Raw genomic sequence first — 17,562 nt, 5'->3', positions numbered from 1 at the left:
GATGCAAATATACAGCTTAATCCAAATTTGTCAAGGGGTTTTATGCTAAATCATGTTTCGCGTCGCATAAGAAAAGCTAACAAGTTTCAATATGTTTGTTTTTTGCTTCCAAAGTGTTAAAATAAACACTTTTTGTTCCTATTTCTTCCTTAATATGCGTTGCGCACAGTCGGATAATACAACGATCGCTCCCGCAATAATAGCCGTGTCTTTGATCACCAGACGACCTGCTCCTGTAAGCAACGGGAAACCATGTTCGCCACTTCCCAGGTCCGGTACCCATACCTCCGGCGTAGTGACGAGAAACGACAAGGTACCTATTGTCATTATAATGGCCAATAAGGAACCCACCAGTCCAATTTTCGGAGAAAAGATACCCAGGAAGGTTAAGATACCAATTGCCATGATCATAATACCCAGTCCATGAGAGAAACCATACGTATTATTTTCTACATGCCACTGATGTTTAGCTTCGTTGAATTCACCTTCTTTCAGTTTATACTCTTTGTATTCCGGTGCACTTTTGGTATAGAAAAAGCTCATAAACGGGCTGTTTGCCACGAAAGGAACAATTCCTTCTGCTTCATAGTTCCAGAACTTCAGTCCGCCGATCCATACGAAGATGATCAGGATAGCTATGCGGATCAGGTTAATACCCAGTTTCTGTGAAGAAGCTGCCAGGTTCAGAAATGTGTCGAATAAATCTTTTAGTTTAGTAGTCATGTCTTTCTTTGTTTATCAGTTTAACTTATGATGCAAAGGTCTGACATTTCTACCCTATGGGAAATGGCAATTCTGCCGGATAATTTGACAATTATTCCCTAAGACACAATAAAGCCGGTTAACAGAGGCACATTTCCTCGCTAACCGGCCTTATTACAACGAATTATTTTTAATTGCGGATGCCCAGTTCTACCAGTTTCTGTTCGTCCAGGGCATACTTCCGTTCGATGCTCTGCAACAAATCTTCATTGATATTCAACGGGCGGTTCAGCTTTTTCATTTCACGGTATCCTTTATATACCTGGGTAATCATCTTACGTGGATTGAAAACCAGTGATGAAGTGATCCAACAGCCATGCGTACACCAGCAGTTGGCCGTGTCGCCATGACCGATAGCAGCAATCTCCTGCTTCATGGCATCACTCTGCATGATCTTACTGATATTGCAATCGTAATCCTTCACATTGCCGAGCGGCTCACGAAGCTCACAGGCACGGAAACGACCGTCGTAGTCGATAACCAATGTTGTTTCCCCCGCCGTACAGTCCATCCCCCAGGGTGTCGGATGATCGATATTGGTAGCACGTACATTATATAATGTACGGATGAAACCCAGATAGAAAAAACGGGCGATCGGTTTCCTGAAACCACCGGTTTCTTCTGCCATCCGTTCGCCATATACATTATAGATAGGTGCCACCTGATCCTGCAAAGCACGCAAAGTAGGCTCGGTAAGTACTTTCACTCCGTCGTCGCGTGTCATTCCGCGTGCCGCTTCAATGATATGGTTGGATAAATGGAATCGACCTAACACCCAAAGCATTAGATCCTGCACCTCTTCCAGGTTATATTTTGTAATTACGGTAGCAAGATTCTTCAATACCCTGCCGTCGTCGGCAAAGTTCTCTTCAATCATCTTCAAGGTTCCCATCGCTTTGTAGAAGTTGCCGGGAACGCCACGTTGTATATCGTGCGTATCGCCAAAGCCATCCATAGAGAGGCTCAGATTGATATTCAGTTCCGGACAATTCCGGCGGATTTGTTTTACCCAGGCAATGATCCGGTCGGGCTTCAAGCCGTTGGTAGGAATGTTGACATCTTTTATCTCATTGTTCTTATAGAACATTTCTATGATCTCGGGAAGCTCCTCGCGTAGAGTCGGTTCACCGCCGGAAACCCATAAGCGGTTAAATTGTCCGGCCGTTTCAGATATTTTCTTTATCTCATCAAAGGTCAGGTCTTTTTCCTTTTTATCCATGTCTTCCGCATAGAAGCACATTTTGCATTTTGCATTACATCGTCCTGTGACAAACAGGAAAACAGATTCTAATTTTCTGTTTGTACTCATTGTTCTGAAAGAGCTCTTTGTTCGTTTTGTACCCATCGTTATTTTCTATTAGAATTCTCTATTAGTATTAGCTTTCATTTCTTATTGAGCAGATAGACAAATATATACCTTCGCAGCTAAAGCTACCGGCCAGACTTGAAAACATTCGCAAATTTCAACTATTATACAGCACCAAACAATCTCCATTTGTGGGATTCGATGTTCTATATTTAAGATTATCGCACGACAAGTCTAAATAGTTTTATATTTGCACAATCAAATAGTGGAGATAACAACATGGAAGACAACATTCCTAAATTCGACATTCCTCTGGATTTTATTGTCGGAGACAGCATTACGGGTGAAATATTAAATCAGTACGGTCGCTTCCCCTGCAAGATCAAAGCCGGCGTTTTTGTGCTTTGTGTACAGGGCAGTGTACAGGCCACCGTCAACCTGACAAAATTTATTATCAAACCCAATGATTTCATTACGCTTCCTCCGGGATGTTTTATCCAGATACACGAAGTATCCGACGATGTCAAACTGTGTTTTGCCGGATTCTCTTCTACGTTTGTGAGTCATATCAACTATATCAAAACTATCACGAACTATCTGCCCGTTATCTTCGACAGTCCGGTCATGCCTTTACCGGAGCAGGTTTCCCTGCTATACCAGGAGGCTTTTTCCTTGCTGATCAAGGCGTATTCTTTGCCTAAGACCATCGAGAATAAAGAGATTATCAAGGCGATCTTCACCATTTTCATGCAGGGAGTGATCGAACTGTATAAACATCATACACCTTACAGCAATGCTCCGATGACACGCAACATGGAGATATGCCGTGAGTTCGTGCAGCTGGCAATGGAAAACTACACGAAAGAGCATAGCGTTTCTTATTATGCCAAGAGGCTTAACATTACCTTGCAACATTTCTGTTATGTGATAAAGAAAGTCAGCGGTCGGACGGCGTTGGATATCCTGAGCAATATCATCATCATGGATGCGAAGGCACAGCTTAAATCGACCGATATGCCAGTTAAGAAGATCGCATTCGCCCTGGGGTTCGACAACCTGTCGTTCTTCAATAAATATTTCAGACAACACGTGGGAATGACTCCCCAGGAATACAGGGAGAGCTAAAAAAGGGATATGCCGAATGCAACCCCCTATAAACAATTAAAGCCTGTCTCACGACAAGCCCTAACCAACTTTGTTAACCTTAAATCTAATACTATTATGAAAAAACCACAGTACAAAGATACGGGTATTCTCCAACTTGTCAATAGTTAAAATGCTAATTAGTGTTGTACAGCACATAAGAAAGACTAACAAGATTCAAGATATTTATTATTAGATTTCGAAATGTTAAAATGAAGGCAAAAAGAGAGAGGCGCTGCATAAAGCAACGCCTCTCAAGCTATACATTATATATATGTATATTAGTCTTGTAATTTAGCAGCAATAAATTCGCGGTTCAGGCGAGCGATGTTGCTGACAGAGATATTCTTCGGACATTCCATTTCGCAAGCACGCGTGTTGGTACAGTTACCGAAGCCCAGTTCGTCCATCTTGGCAACCATCGCTTTTGCACGGCGAGCAGCTTCCACCTTACCTTGAGGCAACAAAGCCAGCTGGCTAACCTTTGCAGAAACGAACAGCATAGCCGAACCGTTCTTACAAGCAGCAGCACAAGCACCACAACCGATACATGCAGCAGCATCCATAGCCATTTCAGCGTCTGCACGAGGGATAGCGATTGAGTTGGCATCAGGTACACCACCAGTGTTCACTGAAACGAAACCACCTGCCTGGATGATTTTATCGTAAGCATAACGGTCTACCATCAAGTCGCGGATTACCGGGAAACCGGCAGAACGCCACGGTTCGATCGTGATTGTTTCGCCATCGTTAAAACGACGCATGTACAACTGGCAAGTAGTAGCACCTGTTGCCGGTCCGTGCGGATGTCCGTTTACATACAATGAACACATACCGCAGATACCTTCACGACAGTCGTGGTCGAATACGATCGGCTCTTTACCTTCACTGACCAAACGTTCATTCAAAATGTCTAACATTTCCAGGAAAGAAACACTCTGATTGATTTTGTCTATTTGGTAAGTCTCAAATTGTCCTTTATCTTTCGGACTTTTCTGACGCCAAACTTTAAGTGTTACTTTTATATCTTTATCCATGATTCTAATTTTTGTGATTGATGATTATTACTTCTTGTAGTTACGTGTTTGAGGAACAACGAACTGATAGTTCAAATCTTCCTTCAGCATAACCGGGTCTTTGTCTTCACCCTGGTATTCCCAACAAGATACGTACATGAACTTATCGTCATGACGCAGGGCTTCGCCTTCCTCGGTCTGATGCTCTGTACGGAAGTGTCCTCCACAAGATTCGGCACGATCCAACGCATCGTGTGCCATCAATGTACCAATCTCAATAAAGTCAGCCAAACGCAATGCTTTATCCAACTCTACGTTCAGGTTATCGGCTTCACCCGGGATATATACATTACTCCAAAACTCTTTCTTCAGATCTTTCAACATCTGGATCGCTTCCTGCAAACCTTTTGCATCACGTGCCATACCTACGTGTTCCCACATAATATGACCCAGTTTCTTATGGATAGAATCTACCGACTCTTTACCCTTTATACTCATCAATTTCTTGATACGGTCTTTGATACCCTTTTCAGCTTCTGCAAACTCAGGCAGGTCGGTGCTGAAACGCGGAACCTGGATCTGATCTGACAGATAGTTTTGGATTGTATAAGGCAATACAAAGTAGCCATCGGCCAATCCCTGCATCAACGCAGAGGCACCCAGACGGTTAGCTCCGTGGTCAGAGAAGTTAGCTTCACCGATAGCGAACAGCCCCGGAATAGAAGTCATCAATTCATAGTCAACCCACAGACCACCCATCGAGTAGTGCAATGCAGGATAAATCATCATTGGAGTTTCATATGGATCGTCGTTGGTAATTTCTTCGTACATGTCGAACAAGTTACCATATTTAGCTTTCACAACATCCTTACCCAAACGGTTGATAGCGTCGGAGAAATCAAGGAATACGGCCAAACCTGTGTTGTTCACACCGAAGCCGGCGTCGCAACGTTCTTTAGCAGCACGTGAAGCCACGTCACGCGGAACCAGGTTACCGAATGCCGGGTAACGGCGTTCCAGATAGTAGTCGCGGTCTGCTTCAGGAATATCTTTACCTTTCTTAGTTCCGGCCTGTAATGCTTTTGCATCTTCCAGTTTCTTCGGAACCCAGATACGACCGTCGTTACGCAAAGATTCAGACATCAAAGTCAACTTAGACTGATAGTCACCTTTCACCGGTACGCAAGTCGGGTGGATCTGCACCATACAAGGGTTAGCGAAGTAAGCACCTTTCTTGTAGCACTGCCATGCAGCAGAACCGTTGGAAGCCATTGCGTTAGTAGACAAGAAGAATGTATTTACATAACCACCTGTTGCAACCACTACGGCATGAGCAGAGAAACGTTCGATCTTACCGGTGATCAGGTTACGGGCAATGATACCGCGAGCGCGGCCATCCACCTTAACAACGTCCAGCATTTCGTGACGAGTGTACATCTTTACTTTGTTCAAACCGATCATACGGCTCAAAGCAGAGTAAGCACCCAGCAACAACTGCTGTCCGGTCTGACCGCGGGCATAGAACGTACGGGATACCTGAGCACCACCGAATGAACGGTTATCCAGCAGACCACCGTATTCGCGAGCGAAAGGTACACCCTGTGCCACGCACTGGTCGATAATAGAGTTTGACACTTCAGCCAGACGATAAACGTTTGCTTCGCGGGCACGGTAGTCACCACCTTTAATTGTATCGTAGAACAGACGGTAAACCGAGTCACCATCATTCTGATAATTCTTTGCAGCATTGATACCACCCTGTGCAGCGATAGAGTGTGCACGACGGGGAGAATCCTGGATACAGAAATTCAATACATTGAATCCCATTTCAGCCAGAGAGGCAGCAGCAGAAGCACCGGCCAGACCAGTACCAACTACAATTACGTCCAGGCGACGTTTGTTTGCGGGATTCACCAGTTTCTGATGATCTTTATAATTTTTCCACTTCTCAGCCAACGGGCCCTGAGGGATTTTAGAATCTATCTGAGTCATAATGATTTATTTTCAATTGTTACACCTTAAATTAATGTCCTGCACAAACAGCTACATAATCACCGCCTACACCATTCAGGTAGAATACGATAGTAATAATAGCAAAGATCACGCAAATAGCAGTTGCTACGATCTTTGAAATGCAGATCCAACGGTTCATCCAGATTGTGTTGTTCCAACCGATTGTCTGGATTGCGCTCCAGAATCCGTGAGTCAGGTGGAACCACAAAGCTACATACCATACCAGGTAAAGAACTGTGTTCAGGATATTACCCTGGAAGTAGTAGTTGATAAACGCTGCACCGTCCTGAGGAGATACGGTAGTCGTTCCATCGCAAAGAGTTACTGTGTGATTGCCCAAAAGTTCAGCGAACATCATCTTATACCAGAACTGGCTGAAGTGCAACACCAGGAACAGGACAATAATAATACCCAGTACCAGCATGTTCTGAGATGCCCATTCTACCCCTTTCGGACGAGCGTTGATTGCATAACGGTCGTTACCGCGAGCCTTACGGTTCTGGAGTGTAAGAAGAACTGCATACACAAAGTGAATCACAACGCCTGCTGCCAACACCAATGTTGCTGCAACGGCATACCAATTAGCTCCCAACAATGAGCAAATCATGTTATAGGCTTCTCCCGAGAAAGCAGCCGCCACATTCATTGACAAGTGGAACAATAAGAACAAAACAAGAAAAAGCCCTGTAATACTCATTATCAGCTTTTTCCCGATAGAAGAATTAAGTAACCACATAAGATAATAATTTAAGTTATTTAATTGTTTTTAAAGATTCGTTTCAACTAGCTTAATTGTCACGCAAAGGTATGCTAAATACACGTATCACGCAAACGATTAAAGAAATATTTCGCCAATTCAAGCCATACATATCGGGAGTAGTAAAACACGGCATTTAATCAAGACAGAATTTAACTAAAATGTAATCTGTGCGCACCTGCTTTTTCATATCTTCGTAAAATAATTAGAGGATTGCATGTTACAACGTAAAACACTAAGCATCTTATTGATAATGCTTATAACATCAGCTGTTCACGCCCTGCAGAAAGACAGTTTGATATTCATAAATTCGGAGAATGAGTTTGAAACCGCTTACAACAAAATATCAGAGAATAAAGTATACCGGATGCTGTGCGTCCCGGTACCTCTTTTCGCCATATCGGCCATCACTTATGACCAGGGAGATAAGTTCCGGACACTGCGTAACACACATGTTCCCAATTTCCATTACAGATATGACGACTTCCTGCAATATGCCCCGCTGGCAGCCGTAATCGGGTTGAAACTGGGAGGTGTGGAAAGTCGCAGCTCATGGCCTCGCCTGCTTGTGTCGGATATATTAGCCGCCGGTATCATGGCAACGGCTGTCAACAGCATGAAATACACGATCAAACGGGAACGACCGGACGGCTCGAAAAACAACTCATTTCCTTCGGGACATACGGCCACCGCTTTCATGGCGGCTACGATCATGCACCGGGAGTATGGACTGACACGCAGTCCTTTATATAGTATAGGCGGATACACGGTCGCGACTGCCACCGCTTTCAGCCGTCAACTGAACAACCGGCATTGGCTGAGTGATGTACTGGCAGGAGCAGGTATCGGTGTCCTGTCCGCCGAACTGGGCTATTTCCTTGCCGACCTTATTTTCAAGGATAAGGGGCTGAACCTCCCGAATAAGCTACGGGAATCTGCCCCCAAAGGAGGGAGACCGTCTTTTCTTGAGTTCTCCGTCGGATACAGCATCATTAACGGGAGCATCGAGATCGGCAAGAACATACGGTTGAGTTCGCCGGGAGCAACCAATATGAGTGTGAAAGGCGGTTATTTCTTCAATCCCTATTTCGGTGTGGGAGGTGAAATTACGGCACTGGCAAGCCCGATGGCTTTTGACATGTCGTTATACACCGGAACAACCCCTTCAGCCAAATATGATATTGCACGTGTCCATGCAGACCCTACCGGTATCTTTTCTTTCACGGCAGGACCTTACTTTTCCTTACCGGTAGCCGGCAAACTGCTTTTGGGAACAAAGTTTCAGGCAGGCTATTCCCATCTGGTGAAAAATGAAGTGGAAATGGATTTCGTTGAAAAAAAGGCTCCCTACACAACCCTCAACAATGTAGTATTCATGAAAGGCGAAAATAGCAGTAACTATATCCTGCGTACCGGCCTTTCAGCTATCGGAATCGTGAATCGCAACCTCGGGATCCGTATGTTCGTGGATTACGATTATACTTTTCTGAAAGCTCCCTACCAGTTATTGACCAGCCTCGCCGACGAAAAGCCGATCTATGGCGAATCCCATTTAAGTAAACATAAAATGCACTATTTCACGATCGGGGCAACAGTGACTGCCTTGTTCTGGTAATTCATCCCAAAGTAACATTATTAAGGAATAAAAAGATGAAATACTAATAAATACGAAATTACACAAAGTTTTACGACTTATTCGTATTTCGTGTTACGAACATTTCGTATGTTTGCTTTATCAATATAAAAAGTGAATGCCATGAAAGCAAATGTATTAATGAAATGTACCCTGTTTTTAGTATTAGCAGGTTTACTCCAATCAGTCAGAGCCCAGCTACCCGCTGCTGAATATCAGCCGGGAACAGCCATCCTGACAGGGGATATAAAGAATTTCAATCCCGATCAGAACCTGGACATCCGCTGCGCTGCTCCCAACCTGATAATGATGCGGACAGATCCTATTTTCATACAGCCGGACAGTTCCGGTCATTTCCGTCAGTCCGTCGTACTAAAATACACGACCCAGGTAAGGGTTAAAATAGGAAAAGACTATCTGTACCTGCTGATGTCGCCCGATAATCAGGAATATCACCTTTCTATCGAAGCAAACGAAAAAAGGTCAAAAATGCCTATCCATATTTCCGGACCATACGCAGAGATCAACAATAGTTTCAATTTCAAACTGAAACGCCTGGCAGTAAACATGTTCGTTCCAACCACCTGCGACCTCACTCCCGACCAATACAAAGGGAAATGCCTGCAAGACCTGAATAAAATAAACACAGAAAACAACAGCCTTCCGGATATATGCCCGGAGGCTAAAAAGCTGATGGAATTGACCAATGCCTTCGAGTGTCTCGATAATTTATGCAGCTGCAAATATGCGATTATTTATTCCCGCATGCAAAAAGACAGTCTGCAACGTATGGAAGCATTCGGATTATACAAAGACTTCCGCTTACCCGACAATTATTTCGACTTTTTGAAAGAGATACCTTTGAATGAGCCGGATGCCTTGTTATGCTATAACTTCAGTTCGGCTATTCCTTTCCCAGGTTATTACGACACATATGTAGATGAAGATGAGTATAATAAATACATACTGGCAAATGCTCCGATGAGCCAGGAAGAAAAAGAGATGATCAAAGACTTTATCGCTAAAAAATATACTACTGACAATTACCCTAAAGTAAACGAAGTAATGGCTATCAGCATGAAATACCAGTATATTTACCAAAAGAAACGGGAAAAGGACCTGGCAGAACTAAAAAAACAGCTCCCATTATTGACCGGAGAGGAACATCCGATAATCATGGAACTCGCCGACATCCGGTTTGCCCGTTTCCTCTTCATGGATTTCAAACCGTTAACCCCTGAATATGAAGCATATTACAAACAGTCTCTCACCAACCCACTATGTATCGCCTTACTGAACGATGCCAACGATAGCATGAAACCCAAAAAGAAAACCCAACCCAAAGCCGGCTTCATCTTACGTGAAAATCCCGATTGCGCAGCCGATCAGGTGTTGAATGCCATCATCGAAAAGAATAAAGGGAAAATACAACTAATCGATATGTGGGCTACCTGGTGTGGCGGCTGCCGACAAACGATCAAAGAGTACGAACCTTTGAAGAAAGATTTTCCAAACGTCGCATTCGTCTATCTGACCAACGAGACTTCACCACTTGAATTATGGAAAACGCTGATCCCCGACATTGCAGGCGAACATTACCGGCTGGGTGCCGAACAATGGGGCTATTTGTGGAATCGCTTCAAACTGCAAGGTGTTCCTTATTATCTGATCATCGATGAAAAAGGAGAGATCAAAGACCAATTCATCTACACGAACAAGAAAGAGGTTCAAAAGAAATTAAGCGAATTAGTCAACCGTTAAGCCAGTAGAATTGAACTTTTTTAGCTATGTTTGCAAAAGTATAATTAAAAAAGTAATGAAAACACTGGTACACACAGAGAAAGAACATATCGAGGAGATCATCCGTAGCTGTGATGTCTGCTATGTCGGACTGGCAGATACGGATGGTACCCCTTACGTCATTCCTATGAACTTTGGCTATCAGAATGGTGTTATTTATTTACATTCAGCGCAGGAAGGCAGAAGTATCTCTATCCTGGAACGGAATCCGAAGGTGTGCGTCACCTTCAGCACCGACCACGACCTGGTATTCCAGCATCCCGAAGTTGCCTGCAGTTACCGCATGCGCTCCAAAAGTGTCATAGGCTGGGGGAAAGTACGGTTCGAAGAGGATTTCGACAAGAAAACAGAAGCGTTGAATATCATTATGAAGCAATACTCGGACAAAGAATTCCGTTATTCAGATCCGGCAGTAAAGAACGTAAAAATATGGCTGGTTGACCTCGATGAAGTAACATGTAAAGAGTTCGGGGCTCCACACGATAAATACAAAGCATAACAAAATAGAATTTATGAAGAATCTGTTAGCAATATTTTTAATGGTATTCCTGTTCGCTTCTTGTGAAGGCCCCGCAGGAAAAGACGGAGAAGGCATTTGGTGGCATGTGAGCGATCCAATAAAAGTGAACAGCAGTCAATGGGAATTAGGAGAGAATGCGGAAGGCGTACCCTTTTACTTCTATGAATATAATATTAATAACCTGGATAAAGATGTCTATGACGGAGGAAAAGTTCAGGTTAGAATGTTCCTGGACTTTGATACCAATATAGAAGCCCTTACTCCTTTGGAACATACGGAACAACGGCAGGATAAAGACGGCAACCAGTATAATGAAATATATGGTTACGAATATTACCCCGGAGGTATTATGATTACGGTTAAATTCGGAGATTTCATTGTCGACCAACGTCCGCCGACGCAGTATTTCCAAGTTGTTTTAAACTATTAAAAAGTACGCATATATCAGATATTTAATGTACTTTTGCCCAAAATAAGACTTTCAAAATAATGGGATTGCAAAAGCATAGCAAGGTACTGAATGAAACAGTAGAGAAGCTTTCGGACGAGAGCTCATACAAACAACTGTTCCATGCATACCGTGACGAAGAGGCATTACCTTCGGGAGAAGTACTGAAGGACATCATAGACCTGTGCCGCGCAATCCTGTTTCCGGGTTACTACGGGAATGCGCGGATCAGCAAACAAACGATCCGCTTCCATACCGGAGTGAACGTAGAAACCCTGCATACCTTACTCTGCCGGCAAATCTATGCCGGACTTTGCCTGGCCGATACCAGCTGTACTTCCTGCCCGGAAGAAAAAATACAAGCCCGCGCAGAAGCACTTACCGAAGCATTCATCGCAACCCTCCCGGAGATGCGAAGCCTGCTCGCAACCGATGCCGAAGCCGCCTACAACGGCGATCCCGCCGCACAGAACATCAGTGAAGTGATATTCTGCTATCCCGGGTTCCGTGCCATCTGCAACTACCGTATCGCACACCAGCTCTATAAGCTCCATGTCCCTTTCATCCCCCGTATGATCACCGAAATGGCTCATTCCGAGACAGGTATCGACATCCATCCAGGAGCTGAGATCGGACACTATTTCTCTATCGACCACGGAACAGGAACCGTAATAGGCGAAACCAGTATCATCGGGAACCGCGTACGTATCTTCCAGGGCGTCAGCCTTGCCGGAGAGAAATTGCCCCCCGACGAAAACGGGAATGCTATCCGCGGCGTAGCCCGTCACCCGATCCTGGAAGACGACGTAACCGTCTATTCCAATGCCACTTTGCTGGGTAGGATACGGATCGGCAAAGGTGCGACAGTCTGTGGTAACGTATGGATCACCGGAGATATTCCTTCCGGTGCTGTCATAACACAAAATAAAGTAACTAAATAATATCTTTTCTTACAACGCACACAAATGAACAACGAGACATTTGAAATGGTGGCCAAAACCCTGTACGGGTTAGAAGAAATACTGGCCGGTGAGTTATTAGCTGTAGGTGCCAACGACATAGAGATTGGCCGTCGAATGGTATCCTTCACAGGAGATAAAGAAGTCCTCTACAGAGCGAACTTCTGCTGCCGCACCGCCTTACGCATCCTGAAACCTATCTATCATTTTAAAGCAAAAGATGCCGACACGGTTTATAAGGAAGTGAAAAAGGTCGCATGGGAAAACTACATGTCACTGGATAAGACCTTCGCGATCGACTCCGTGATCTACTCGGAAGATTTCAATCACTCCAAATTCGTGGCTTACCGTACAAAAGATGCGATTGTCGACTACTTCATGGAGAAGCACAACAAACGCCCGTCCGTACGTGTAAATAATCCTGATTTATACATCAATATACATATCTCCCATAACGATTGTACCCTGTCTATCGACAGTTCGGGTGAGAGCCTCCACAAACGCGGTTACCGTGTGGAACAGACGGAAGCCCCGCTGAACGAAGTACTGGCTGCCGGTATGATCCTGAAGACAGGCTGGAAAGGCGAGTCGAACTTCGTCGACCCGATGTGCGGCTCCGGTACATTGCTGATAGAAGCCGCCATGATCGCCCTGAACATCGCTCCGGGCATCCACCGCAAAGAGTTCGCTTTCGAGAAATGGATCGACTTCGACCAGGAGCTGTTCGACCGTATCTATAACGATGAAAGCAATGAACGCGAGTTCACTTTCAAATGCTACGGATCGGATATCAACCCGGCAGCCATCGAGATTGCCCAAAAGAATATCCGCAGTGCCGGACTTGCTAAATACATCGACCTGAAAGTATTGCCTTTCCAGCAATATTCGGAAGCCCCGCAACCGGGTATCATGGTTACCAACCCGCCTTATGGAGAACGTATTTCCACACGCGACCTGTTGGGACTGTATAACATGATCGGCGAACGTATCAAGCATGTATTCACTGGCTATAACGTATGGATACTCAGCTATAAAGACGAGTGTTTCGACAAAATAGGTCTACGCCCGAGCGAACGAATGAAGCTGATCAACGGCTCGCTCGACTGCGAATACCGTCGCTACGAAATATTTGAAGGTAAAAACAAAGATTACAAAAAAGCCCTAAACGAAGAGGGTACTGCAGAAACAACAACTCCGCAATCCAGGCCGACATTTCCGGAAAAGAAATATGACACTCGTCCTGCCGGTCGCCCGAACTTCAAAATGGATCGTTTAGACCGTCCGGAACGTCGTTTCGCTGCTGCCCATAGCGATAATGAAGACGAACGTATCGCAGCAATACCGGGAAAACGATTCTTTGGTGATGAACGCGGAGACGGACGTCCTGCCCGCAAACAATTCGGCGGTGATCGTCAATCGTTCAGCAAACCAGGCGAGAAACGTCCGGTTAAGATGCGCTACCGGGATGAAGACGACCGCCGCTCTGGCAACAGAAAGAGTTTCGGAGACAGAAAACGCGGAGAAGGTCGCCCATTCAAGAAACCGTTTAAAAGAGATAAAGATGAATTTGAAGATTAAGATTTTCCTGGTTCTTTGTGTGTTCGCTTTATCTACTCCTTTAAAAATGATGGCGCAAGACAAACAGTTTACCTTACACGACCTGATCCCGGGAGGAAAAACATACAGTCGTTTTGTTCCAGAGAACCGATCGGGATTGCAATGGGCCGGCGACATGTATATATATGTTGAAAAAAACAGCGTAATAGGTGCCAAGCCGAAGCATTATCCGGAAATACGCGTCAGCCGTTCCGGACTGAACCAGGCGCTGCAGGCTGCCGGACTCGATTCAGTTGCCCGTATGCCGGTATTCTCTGTGCCTTACAAGGGACAACAGATATTGGCTTTTACCCATAAACAGCATCGTATTCATTACGATATGCAGGAACGGAAAGTTGTCGCCGATTATCAGCTGGATAAAGCGGGCAGCAACTATGAGTTCTGTCCGGCAAACAGTTACCTGGCATTTACGGACGGAAACAATATCAAAATCCTTTCACCTGACAACCAGACCCGCATTGTTACACGTGAAACAATGGACGGTGTTGTCTGCGGACAGGCTGTTCACCAGCGGGAATTTGGGATCAACAAAGGTCTGTTCTGGTCACCGAAAGGTTCTGCCCTGGCTTTTTACCGGATGGACGAAAGCATGGTTACCGATTATCCGATCGTGAATATCGATGCGCGTTGTGCCAAAGCAGAACCGCAAAAGTATCCGATGGCAGGCATGAAAAGCCATGAAGTAACGGTCGGCATCTATAACCTGTCAAACGGAGAAACAGTCTGGCTGCAAACCGGAACACCTAAAGAGAAGTATCTGACAAACATAGCTTGGAGCCCGGACGAAAAAAGCATCTACATTGCCGAGCTGAACCGCGACCAAAACGAAATGCACCTGGTCCGTTATTCTGCCCTGACCGGTGAAAAGGAAGCCGATCTGTTTACTGAAAAGAACGATCGGTACGTAGAGCCGCAACACCCGGTTCTCTTTCTCCCGAATGATCCGGAGAAGTTTATCTGGCAAAGTCAGCGCGACGGCTACAACCACCTCTATCTGTATGACACCAGTGGTAAGCTGCTCAAACAGCTGACCAAAGGAGACTGGATCGTAATGAATGTTTTGGGCTTCGACCCGAAAGGTGAAAACCTGTTCATCACGTCCACACAACCGCATCCGCTGAGTTCGTTTAGTTACGGGACACCGCTAAATATCAACGGCTGGCGATTGGATATGAAGAAAGGAGAGACTCATCTGATATCCGGAGGCACAGGCTTACAGGGGGTACACAACCTCTCGATCAGCCCGGACGGGAAATATGCCATCGACAATTATTCCGCTCCCGATATTCCCCGAAAGATAGAGATCGTACAGACGAAAAATAGGAAAACAGTAGAAACCCTGCTGACAGCGAAAAACCCGTACGAAGGCTATGCCCTACCCGAGATAGAAGTCGGTACAATCAAAGCTGCCGACGGTGTAACGGATCTGAACTACCGCCTGGTCAAGCCGGTCGGACTGGATGAAAGCAAGAAATACCCCGCCATTATCTATGTGTACGGAGGTCCGCATGCCCAATTGATTACCGGCGACTTTATGAACGGCGGACGGGGATGGGATATCTATATGGCACAACGCGGATACGTCATGCTGACGGTAGACAGCCGGGGATCAGCCAACCGCGGGTTTGAATTTGAAAGCGTTATCCACCGCAACCTGGGTGTCAACGAGATGGCGGACCAGGTCAAAGGGGCAGACTTCCTCAAATCACTTCCTTACGTGGATGCCGACCGCATCGGCGTACATGGCTGGAGCTACGGCGGTTTCATGACTACCAATCTGATGCTCTCCTATCCGGAAATATTCAAGGTTGGCGTAGCCGGCGGTCCGGTAATCGACTGGAGCAATTACGAGATCATGTACGGAGAACGGTATATGGACCGTCCGCAGGATAACCCTGAAGGATATAAGAATGCCAACATGAAGCTAAAAGCCGGTAATCTGAAAGGACATCTCCTGATGATTCATGGCGACATTGACCCTGTGGTCGTATGGCAGCACAGTTTGGGCTTTCTGAAAGCCTGTGTGGAGGCTGATACATATCCGGATTATTTCGTCTATCCACGCCATCAGCACAACGTGATCGGCAAAGACCGTCCGCATCTGTATGAAAAGATTACACGGTACTTTGACGACTACCTTAAATAGTTGACAGTTGACAAGTGACAGTTGACAGTTAAAATGCTTATTGTATCAAAACTATCAACTGTCAACTGTCAACTGTCAACTAAATACATAAATTGTCAACTAAAAAACAACTATAAAATATGAACATTCTGTTATTAGGCTCCGGCGGCCGCGAACACGCAATAGCCTGGAAAATCGCCCAAAGTCCGAAAACGGACAAGTTATTTATTGCCCCCGGTAACGCAGGCACAGCCCAGGTAGGAACCAATGTTAATATCAAGGCAGACGATTTCCAGACCATCAAAGAATTCGTATTGGCCAACAACGTCAACATGGTAGTTGTAGGTCCGGAAGACCCACTGGTAAAAGGTGTTTACGACTTCTTCAAGAACGATGCTTCACTGGCAGGTATTCCTGTGATAGGTCCGTCGAAAGAAGGTGCACAGCTGGAAGGCAGCAAGGACTTCGCCAAAGCATTTATGATGCGCCACAACATCCCGACTGCCCGCTATAAAAGTATTTCTGCTGAAAACCTGGAAGAAGGATATGTTTTCCTTGAATCGCTAAAAGCTCCTTACGTGCTGAAAGCCGACGGTTTGGCGGCGGGTAAAGGCGTGCTGATCCTCGATACACTGGAAGAAGCGAAAAAGGAATTGGGCGATATGCTGAACGGAATGTTCGGCGACGCCAGCAAGACAGTCCTTATCGAAGAGTTCATGACAGGTATCGAATGCTCTGTATTCGTCATGACCGACGGGACAAACTACAAAGTGCTCCCGGTAGCCAAAGACTATAAACGTATCGGCGAAGGCAACACAGGTCTCAACACAGGTGGTATGGGTGCCGTTTCTCCCGTCCCGTTTGCCGATGAAGCCTATATGGCAAAGGTGGATGAACAGATCATCCGTCCGACCATCGAAGGACTGAAAGCGGAAGGTATCGACTATAAAGGTTTCATCTTCCTCGGCCTGATCAACGAGAACGATCCGAAGGTGATCGAATACAACTGCCGCATGGGCGACCCGGAAACAGAAGTAGTCATGCTCCGTATCCAAAGCGACCTGGTAGACCTGCTGGAAGGTATAGCCGAAGGCAACCTTGACAGCCGCACCCTGGTTCACGACCCGCGTGCAGCCGTTACAGTTATGCTGGTAAGCGGCGGATATCCCGAAGCGTATGAAAAAGGCAAAATAATCTACGGACTGGATGACGTGCCATCCGACAATATCCTTTTCCACGCCGGTACCGTTGCAGCCAGCGGTCGCATCCTGACTAATGGCGGACGCGTCATTGCCGTCAGCTCTTACGGAGCCAACAAAGAAGAAGCTCTGGCCCGCTCTTTTGCCGGTGCGAAGAAGATCTTATTCGACAAGAAATATTTCCGGAGCGATATCGGGTTCGATTTGTAAAAACAATCAAGAGTCCTGTAAGGACGAGCCAAATCTAGCCCAAGGTTTTAACCT

14 protein-coding genes are annotated in these 17,562 nt (G+C 45.6%); 9 read left to right on the top strand and 5 right to left on the bottom strand.

Features of this window, described 5'->3' with window-relative positions:
• Positions 1-138: 138 nt before the first annotated feature.
• Both DXD68_RS13935 and DXD68_RS13930 read right to left on the bottom strand, forming a co-directional pair.
• Positions 139-723 carry a DUF417 family protein gene (locus DXD68_RS13935; protein WP_122362171.1) on the bottom strand — a complete coding sequence of 195 codons (585 nt, stop codon included), beginning with the start codon at positions 721-723 and terminating at the stop codon, positions 139-141.
• 169 nt (positions 724-892) lie between these two features.
• Positions 893-2,107, bottom strand: coding sequence for a radical SAM protein (locus DXD68_RS13930; protein WP_122362170.1), 1,215 nt, complete (start codon positions 2,105-2,107; stop codon positions 893-895).
• Positions 2,108-2,347: 240 nt separating this feature from the next.
• Between DXD68_RS13930 and DXD68_RS13925 the strand changes: the two genes are divergently transcribed.
• Positions 2,348-3,193: a helix-turn-helix domain-containing protein gene (locus tag DXD68_RS13925; RefSeq protein WP_122362169.1), complete on the top strand. Its 846-nt coding sequence runs from the start codon at positions 2,348-2,350 to the stop codon at positions 3,191-3,193.
• 299 nt (positions 3,194-3,492) lie between these two features.
• On the opposite strand, the gene DXD68_RS13920 is transcribed toward DXD68_RS13925, so the two are convergent.
• From DXD68_RS13920 to DXD68_RS13910, 3 genes are read right to left on the bottom strand one after another with little or no spacing between them, the layout of a single operon-like run.
• Entirely contained in the window at positions 3,493-4,248 is a 756-nt protein-coding gene (locus tag DXD68_RS13920; RefSeq protein ID WP_122362168.1) for a succinate dehydrogenase/fumarate reductase iron-sulfur subunit, read from the bottom strand.
• A gap of 27 nt (positions 4,249-4,275) precedes the next feature.
• Entirely contained in the window at positions 4,276-6,219 is a 1,944-nt protein-coding gene (locus DXD68_RS13915) for a fumarate reductase/succinate dehydrogenase flavoprotein subunit (RefSeq protein ID WP_075559508.1), read from the bottom strand.
• Between the two features lie 31 nt (positions 6,220-6,250).
• Positions 6,251-6,976 (bottom strand): succinate dehydrogenase/fumarate reductase cytochrome b subunit, encoded by a 726-nt coding sequence (locus DXD68_RS13910; protein WP_122362167.1) that lies wholly within the window; start codon positions 6,974-6,976, stop codon positions 6,251-6,253.
• A gap of 274 nt (positions 6,977-7,250) precedes the next feature.
• Between DXD68_RS13910 and DXD68_RS13905 the strand changes: the two genes are divergently transcribed.
• The 8 genes from DXD68_RS13905 (at position 7,251) to purD (ending at position 17,508) form a co-directional block, all read left to right on the top strand.
• Positions 7,251-8,612 (top strand): phosphatase PAP2 family protein, encoded by a 1,362-nt coding sequence (locus DXD68_RS13905; protein WP_233577152.1) that lies wholly within the window; start codon positions 7,251-7,253, stop codon positions 8,610-8,612.
• Positions 8,613-8,753: 141 nt separating this feature from the next.
• A complete protein-coding gene (locus DXD68_RS13900; protein WP_122362165.1) occupies positions 8,754-10,391 on the top strand; it encodes a TlpA family protein disulfide reductase in 1,638 nt (545 codons plus the stop codon).
• Positions 10,392-10,446: 55 nt separating this feature from the next.
• The gene (locus tag DXD68_RS13895) at positions 10,447-10,929 is read left to right on the top strand and encodes a pyridoxamine 5'-phosphate oxidase family protein (protein ID WP_122362164.1); all 483 of its coding nucleotides are present in this window, start codon (positions 10,447-10,449) and stop codon (positions 10,927-10,929) included.
• 13 nt (positions 10,930-10,942) lie between these two features.
• Entirely contained in the window at positions 10,943-11,380 is a 438-nt protein-coding gene (locus DXD68_RS13890; protein WP_122362163.1) for a hypothetical protein, read from the top strand.
• 59 nt (positions 11,381-11,439) lie between these two features.
• A complete protein-coding gene (locus DXD68_RS13885) occupies positions 11,440-12,339 on the top strand; it encodes a serine O-acetyltransferase (protein WP_122362162.1) in 900 nt (299 codons plus the stop codon).
• A 24-nt stretch (positions 12,340-12,363) separates the two neighbouring features.
• Complete coding sequence (locus DXD68_RS13880) at positions 12,364-13,935, top strand: class I SAM-dependent RNA methyltransferase (RefSeq protein WP_199715678.1); 1,572 nt, start codon at positions 12,364-12,366, stop codon at positions 13,933-13,935.
• Positions 13,919-16,120: a S9 family peptidase gene (locus DXD68_RS13875; protein ID WP_122362161.1), complete on the top strand. Its 2,202-nt coding sequence runs from the start codon at positions 13,919-13,921 to the stop codon at positions 16,118-16,120. The genes DXD68_RS13880 and DXD68_RS13875 overlap by 17 nt, the downstream gene beginning before the upstream one ends.
• A 119-nt stretch (positions 16,121-16,239) precedes the next feature.
• The gene (purD, locus tag DXD68_RS13870) at positions 16,240-17,508 is read left to right on the top strand and encodes a phosphoribosylamine--glycine ligase (protein ID WP_122362160.1); all 1,269 of its coding nucleotides are present in this window, start codon (positions 16,240-16,242) and stop codon (positions 17,506-17,508) included.
• Positions 17,509-17,562: the final 54 nt, after the last annotated feature.

This window comes from Parabacteroides sp. TM07-1AC (genome assembly GCF_003480915.1).
Taxonomy (GTDB): domain Bacteria; phylum Bacteroidota; class Bacteroidia; order Bacteroidales; family Tannerellaceae; genus Parabacteroides; species Parabacteroides chongii.
The sequence above is the reverse complement of the archived record's forward strand: the minus strand, read 5'-3'. Positions and strand labels throughout refer to the sequence as shown.

Coding starts and splice junctions, on each gene's coding strand:
- DXD68_RS13935 (WP_122362171.1), bottom strand. CDS start 723: ATGACTACTAAACTAAAAGATTTATTCGACACATTTCTGAACCTGGCA.
- DXD68_RS13930 (WP_122362170.1), bottom strand. CDS start 2,107: ATGGGTACAAAACGAACAAAGAGCTCTTTCAGAACAATGAGTACAAAC.
- DXD68_RS13925 (WP_122362169.1), top strand. CDS start 2,348: ATGGAAGACAACATTCCTAAATTCGACATTCCTCTGGATTTTATTGTC.
- DXD68_RS13920 (WP_122362168.1), bottom strand. CDS start 4,248: ATGGATAAAGATATAAAAGTAACACTTAAAGTTTGGCGTCAGAAAAGT.
- DXD68_RS13915 (WP_075559508.1), bottom strand. CDS start 6,219: ATGACTCAGATAGATTCTAAAATCCCTCAGGGCCCGTTGGCTGAGAAG.
- DXD68_RS13910 (WP_122362167.1), bottom strand. CDS start 6,976: ATGTGGTTACTTAATTCTTCTATCGGGAAAAAGCTGATAATGAGTATT.
- DXD68_RS13905 (WP_233577152.1), top strand. CDS start 7,251: ATGCTTATAACATCAGCTGTTCACGCCCTGCAGAAAGACAGTTTGATA.
- DXD68_RS13900 (WP_122362165.1), top strand. CDS start 8,754: ATGAAAGCAAATGTATTAATGAAATGTACCCTGTTTTTAGTATTAGCA.
- DXD68_RS13895 (WP_122362164.1), top strand. CDS start 10,447: ATGAAAACACTGGTACACACAGAGAAAGAACATATCGAGGAGATCATC.
- DXD68_RS13890 (WP_122362163.1), top strand. CDS start 10,943: ATGAAGAATCTGTTAGCAATATTTTTAATGGTATTCCTGTTCGCTTCT.
- DXD68_RS13885 (WP_122362162.1), top strand. CDS start 11,440: ATGGGATTGCAAAAGCATAGCAAGGTACTGAATGAAACAGTAGAGAAG.
- DXD68_RS13880 (WP_199715678.1), top strand. CDS start 12,364: ATGAACAACGAGACATTTGAAATGGTGGCCAAAACCCTGTACGGGTTA.
- DXD68_RS13875 (WP_122362161.1), top strand. CDS start 13,919: ATGAATTTGAAGATTAAGATTTTCCTGGTTCTTTGTGTGTTCGCTTTA.
- purD (WP_122362160.1), top strand. CDS start 16,240: ATGAACATTCTGTTATTAGGCTCCGGCGGCCGCGAACACGCAATAGCC.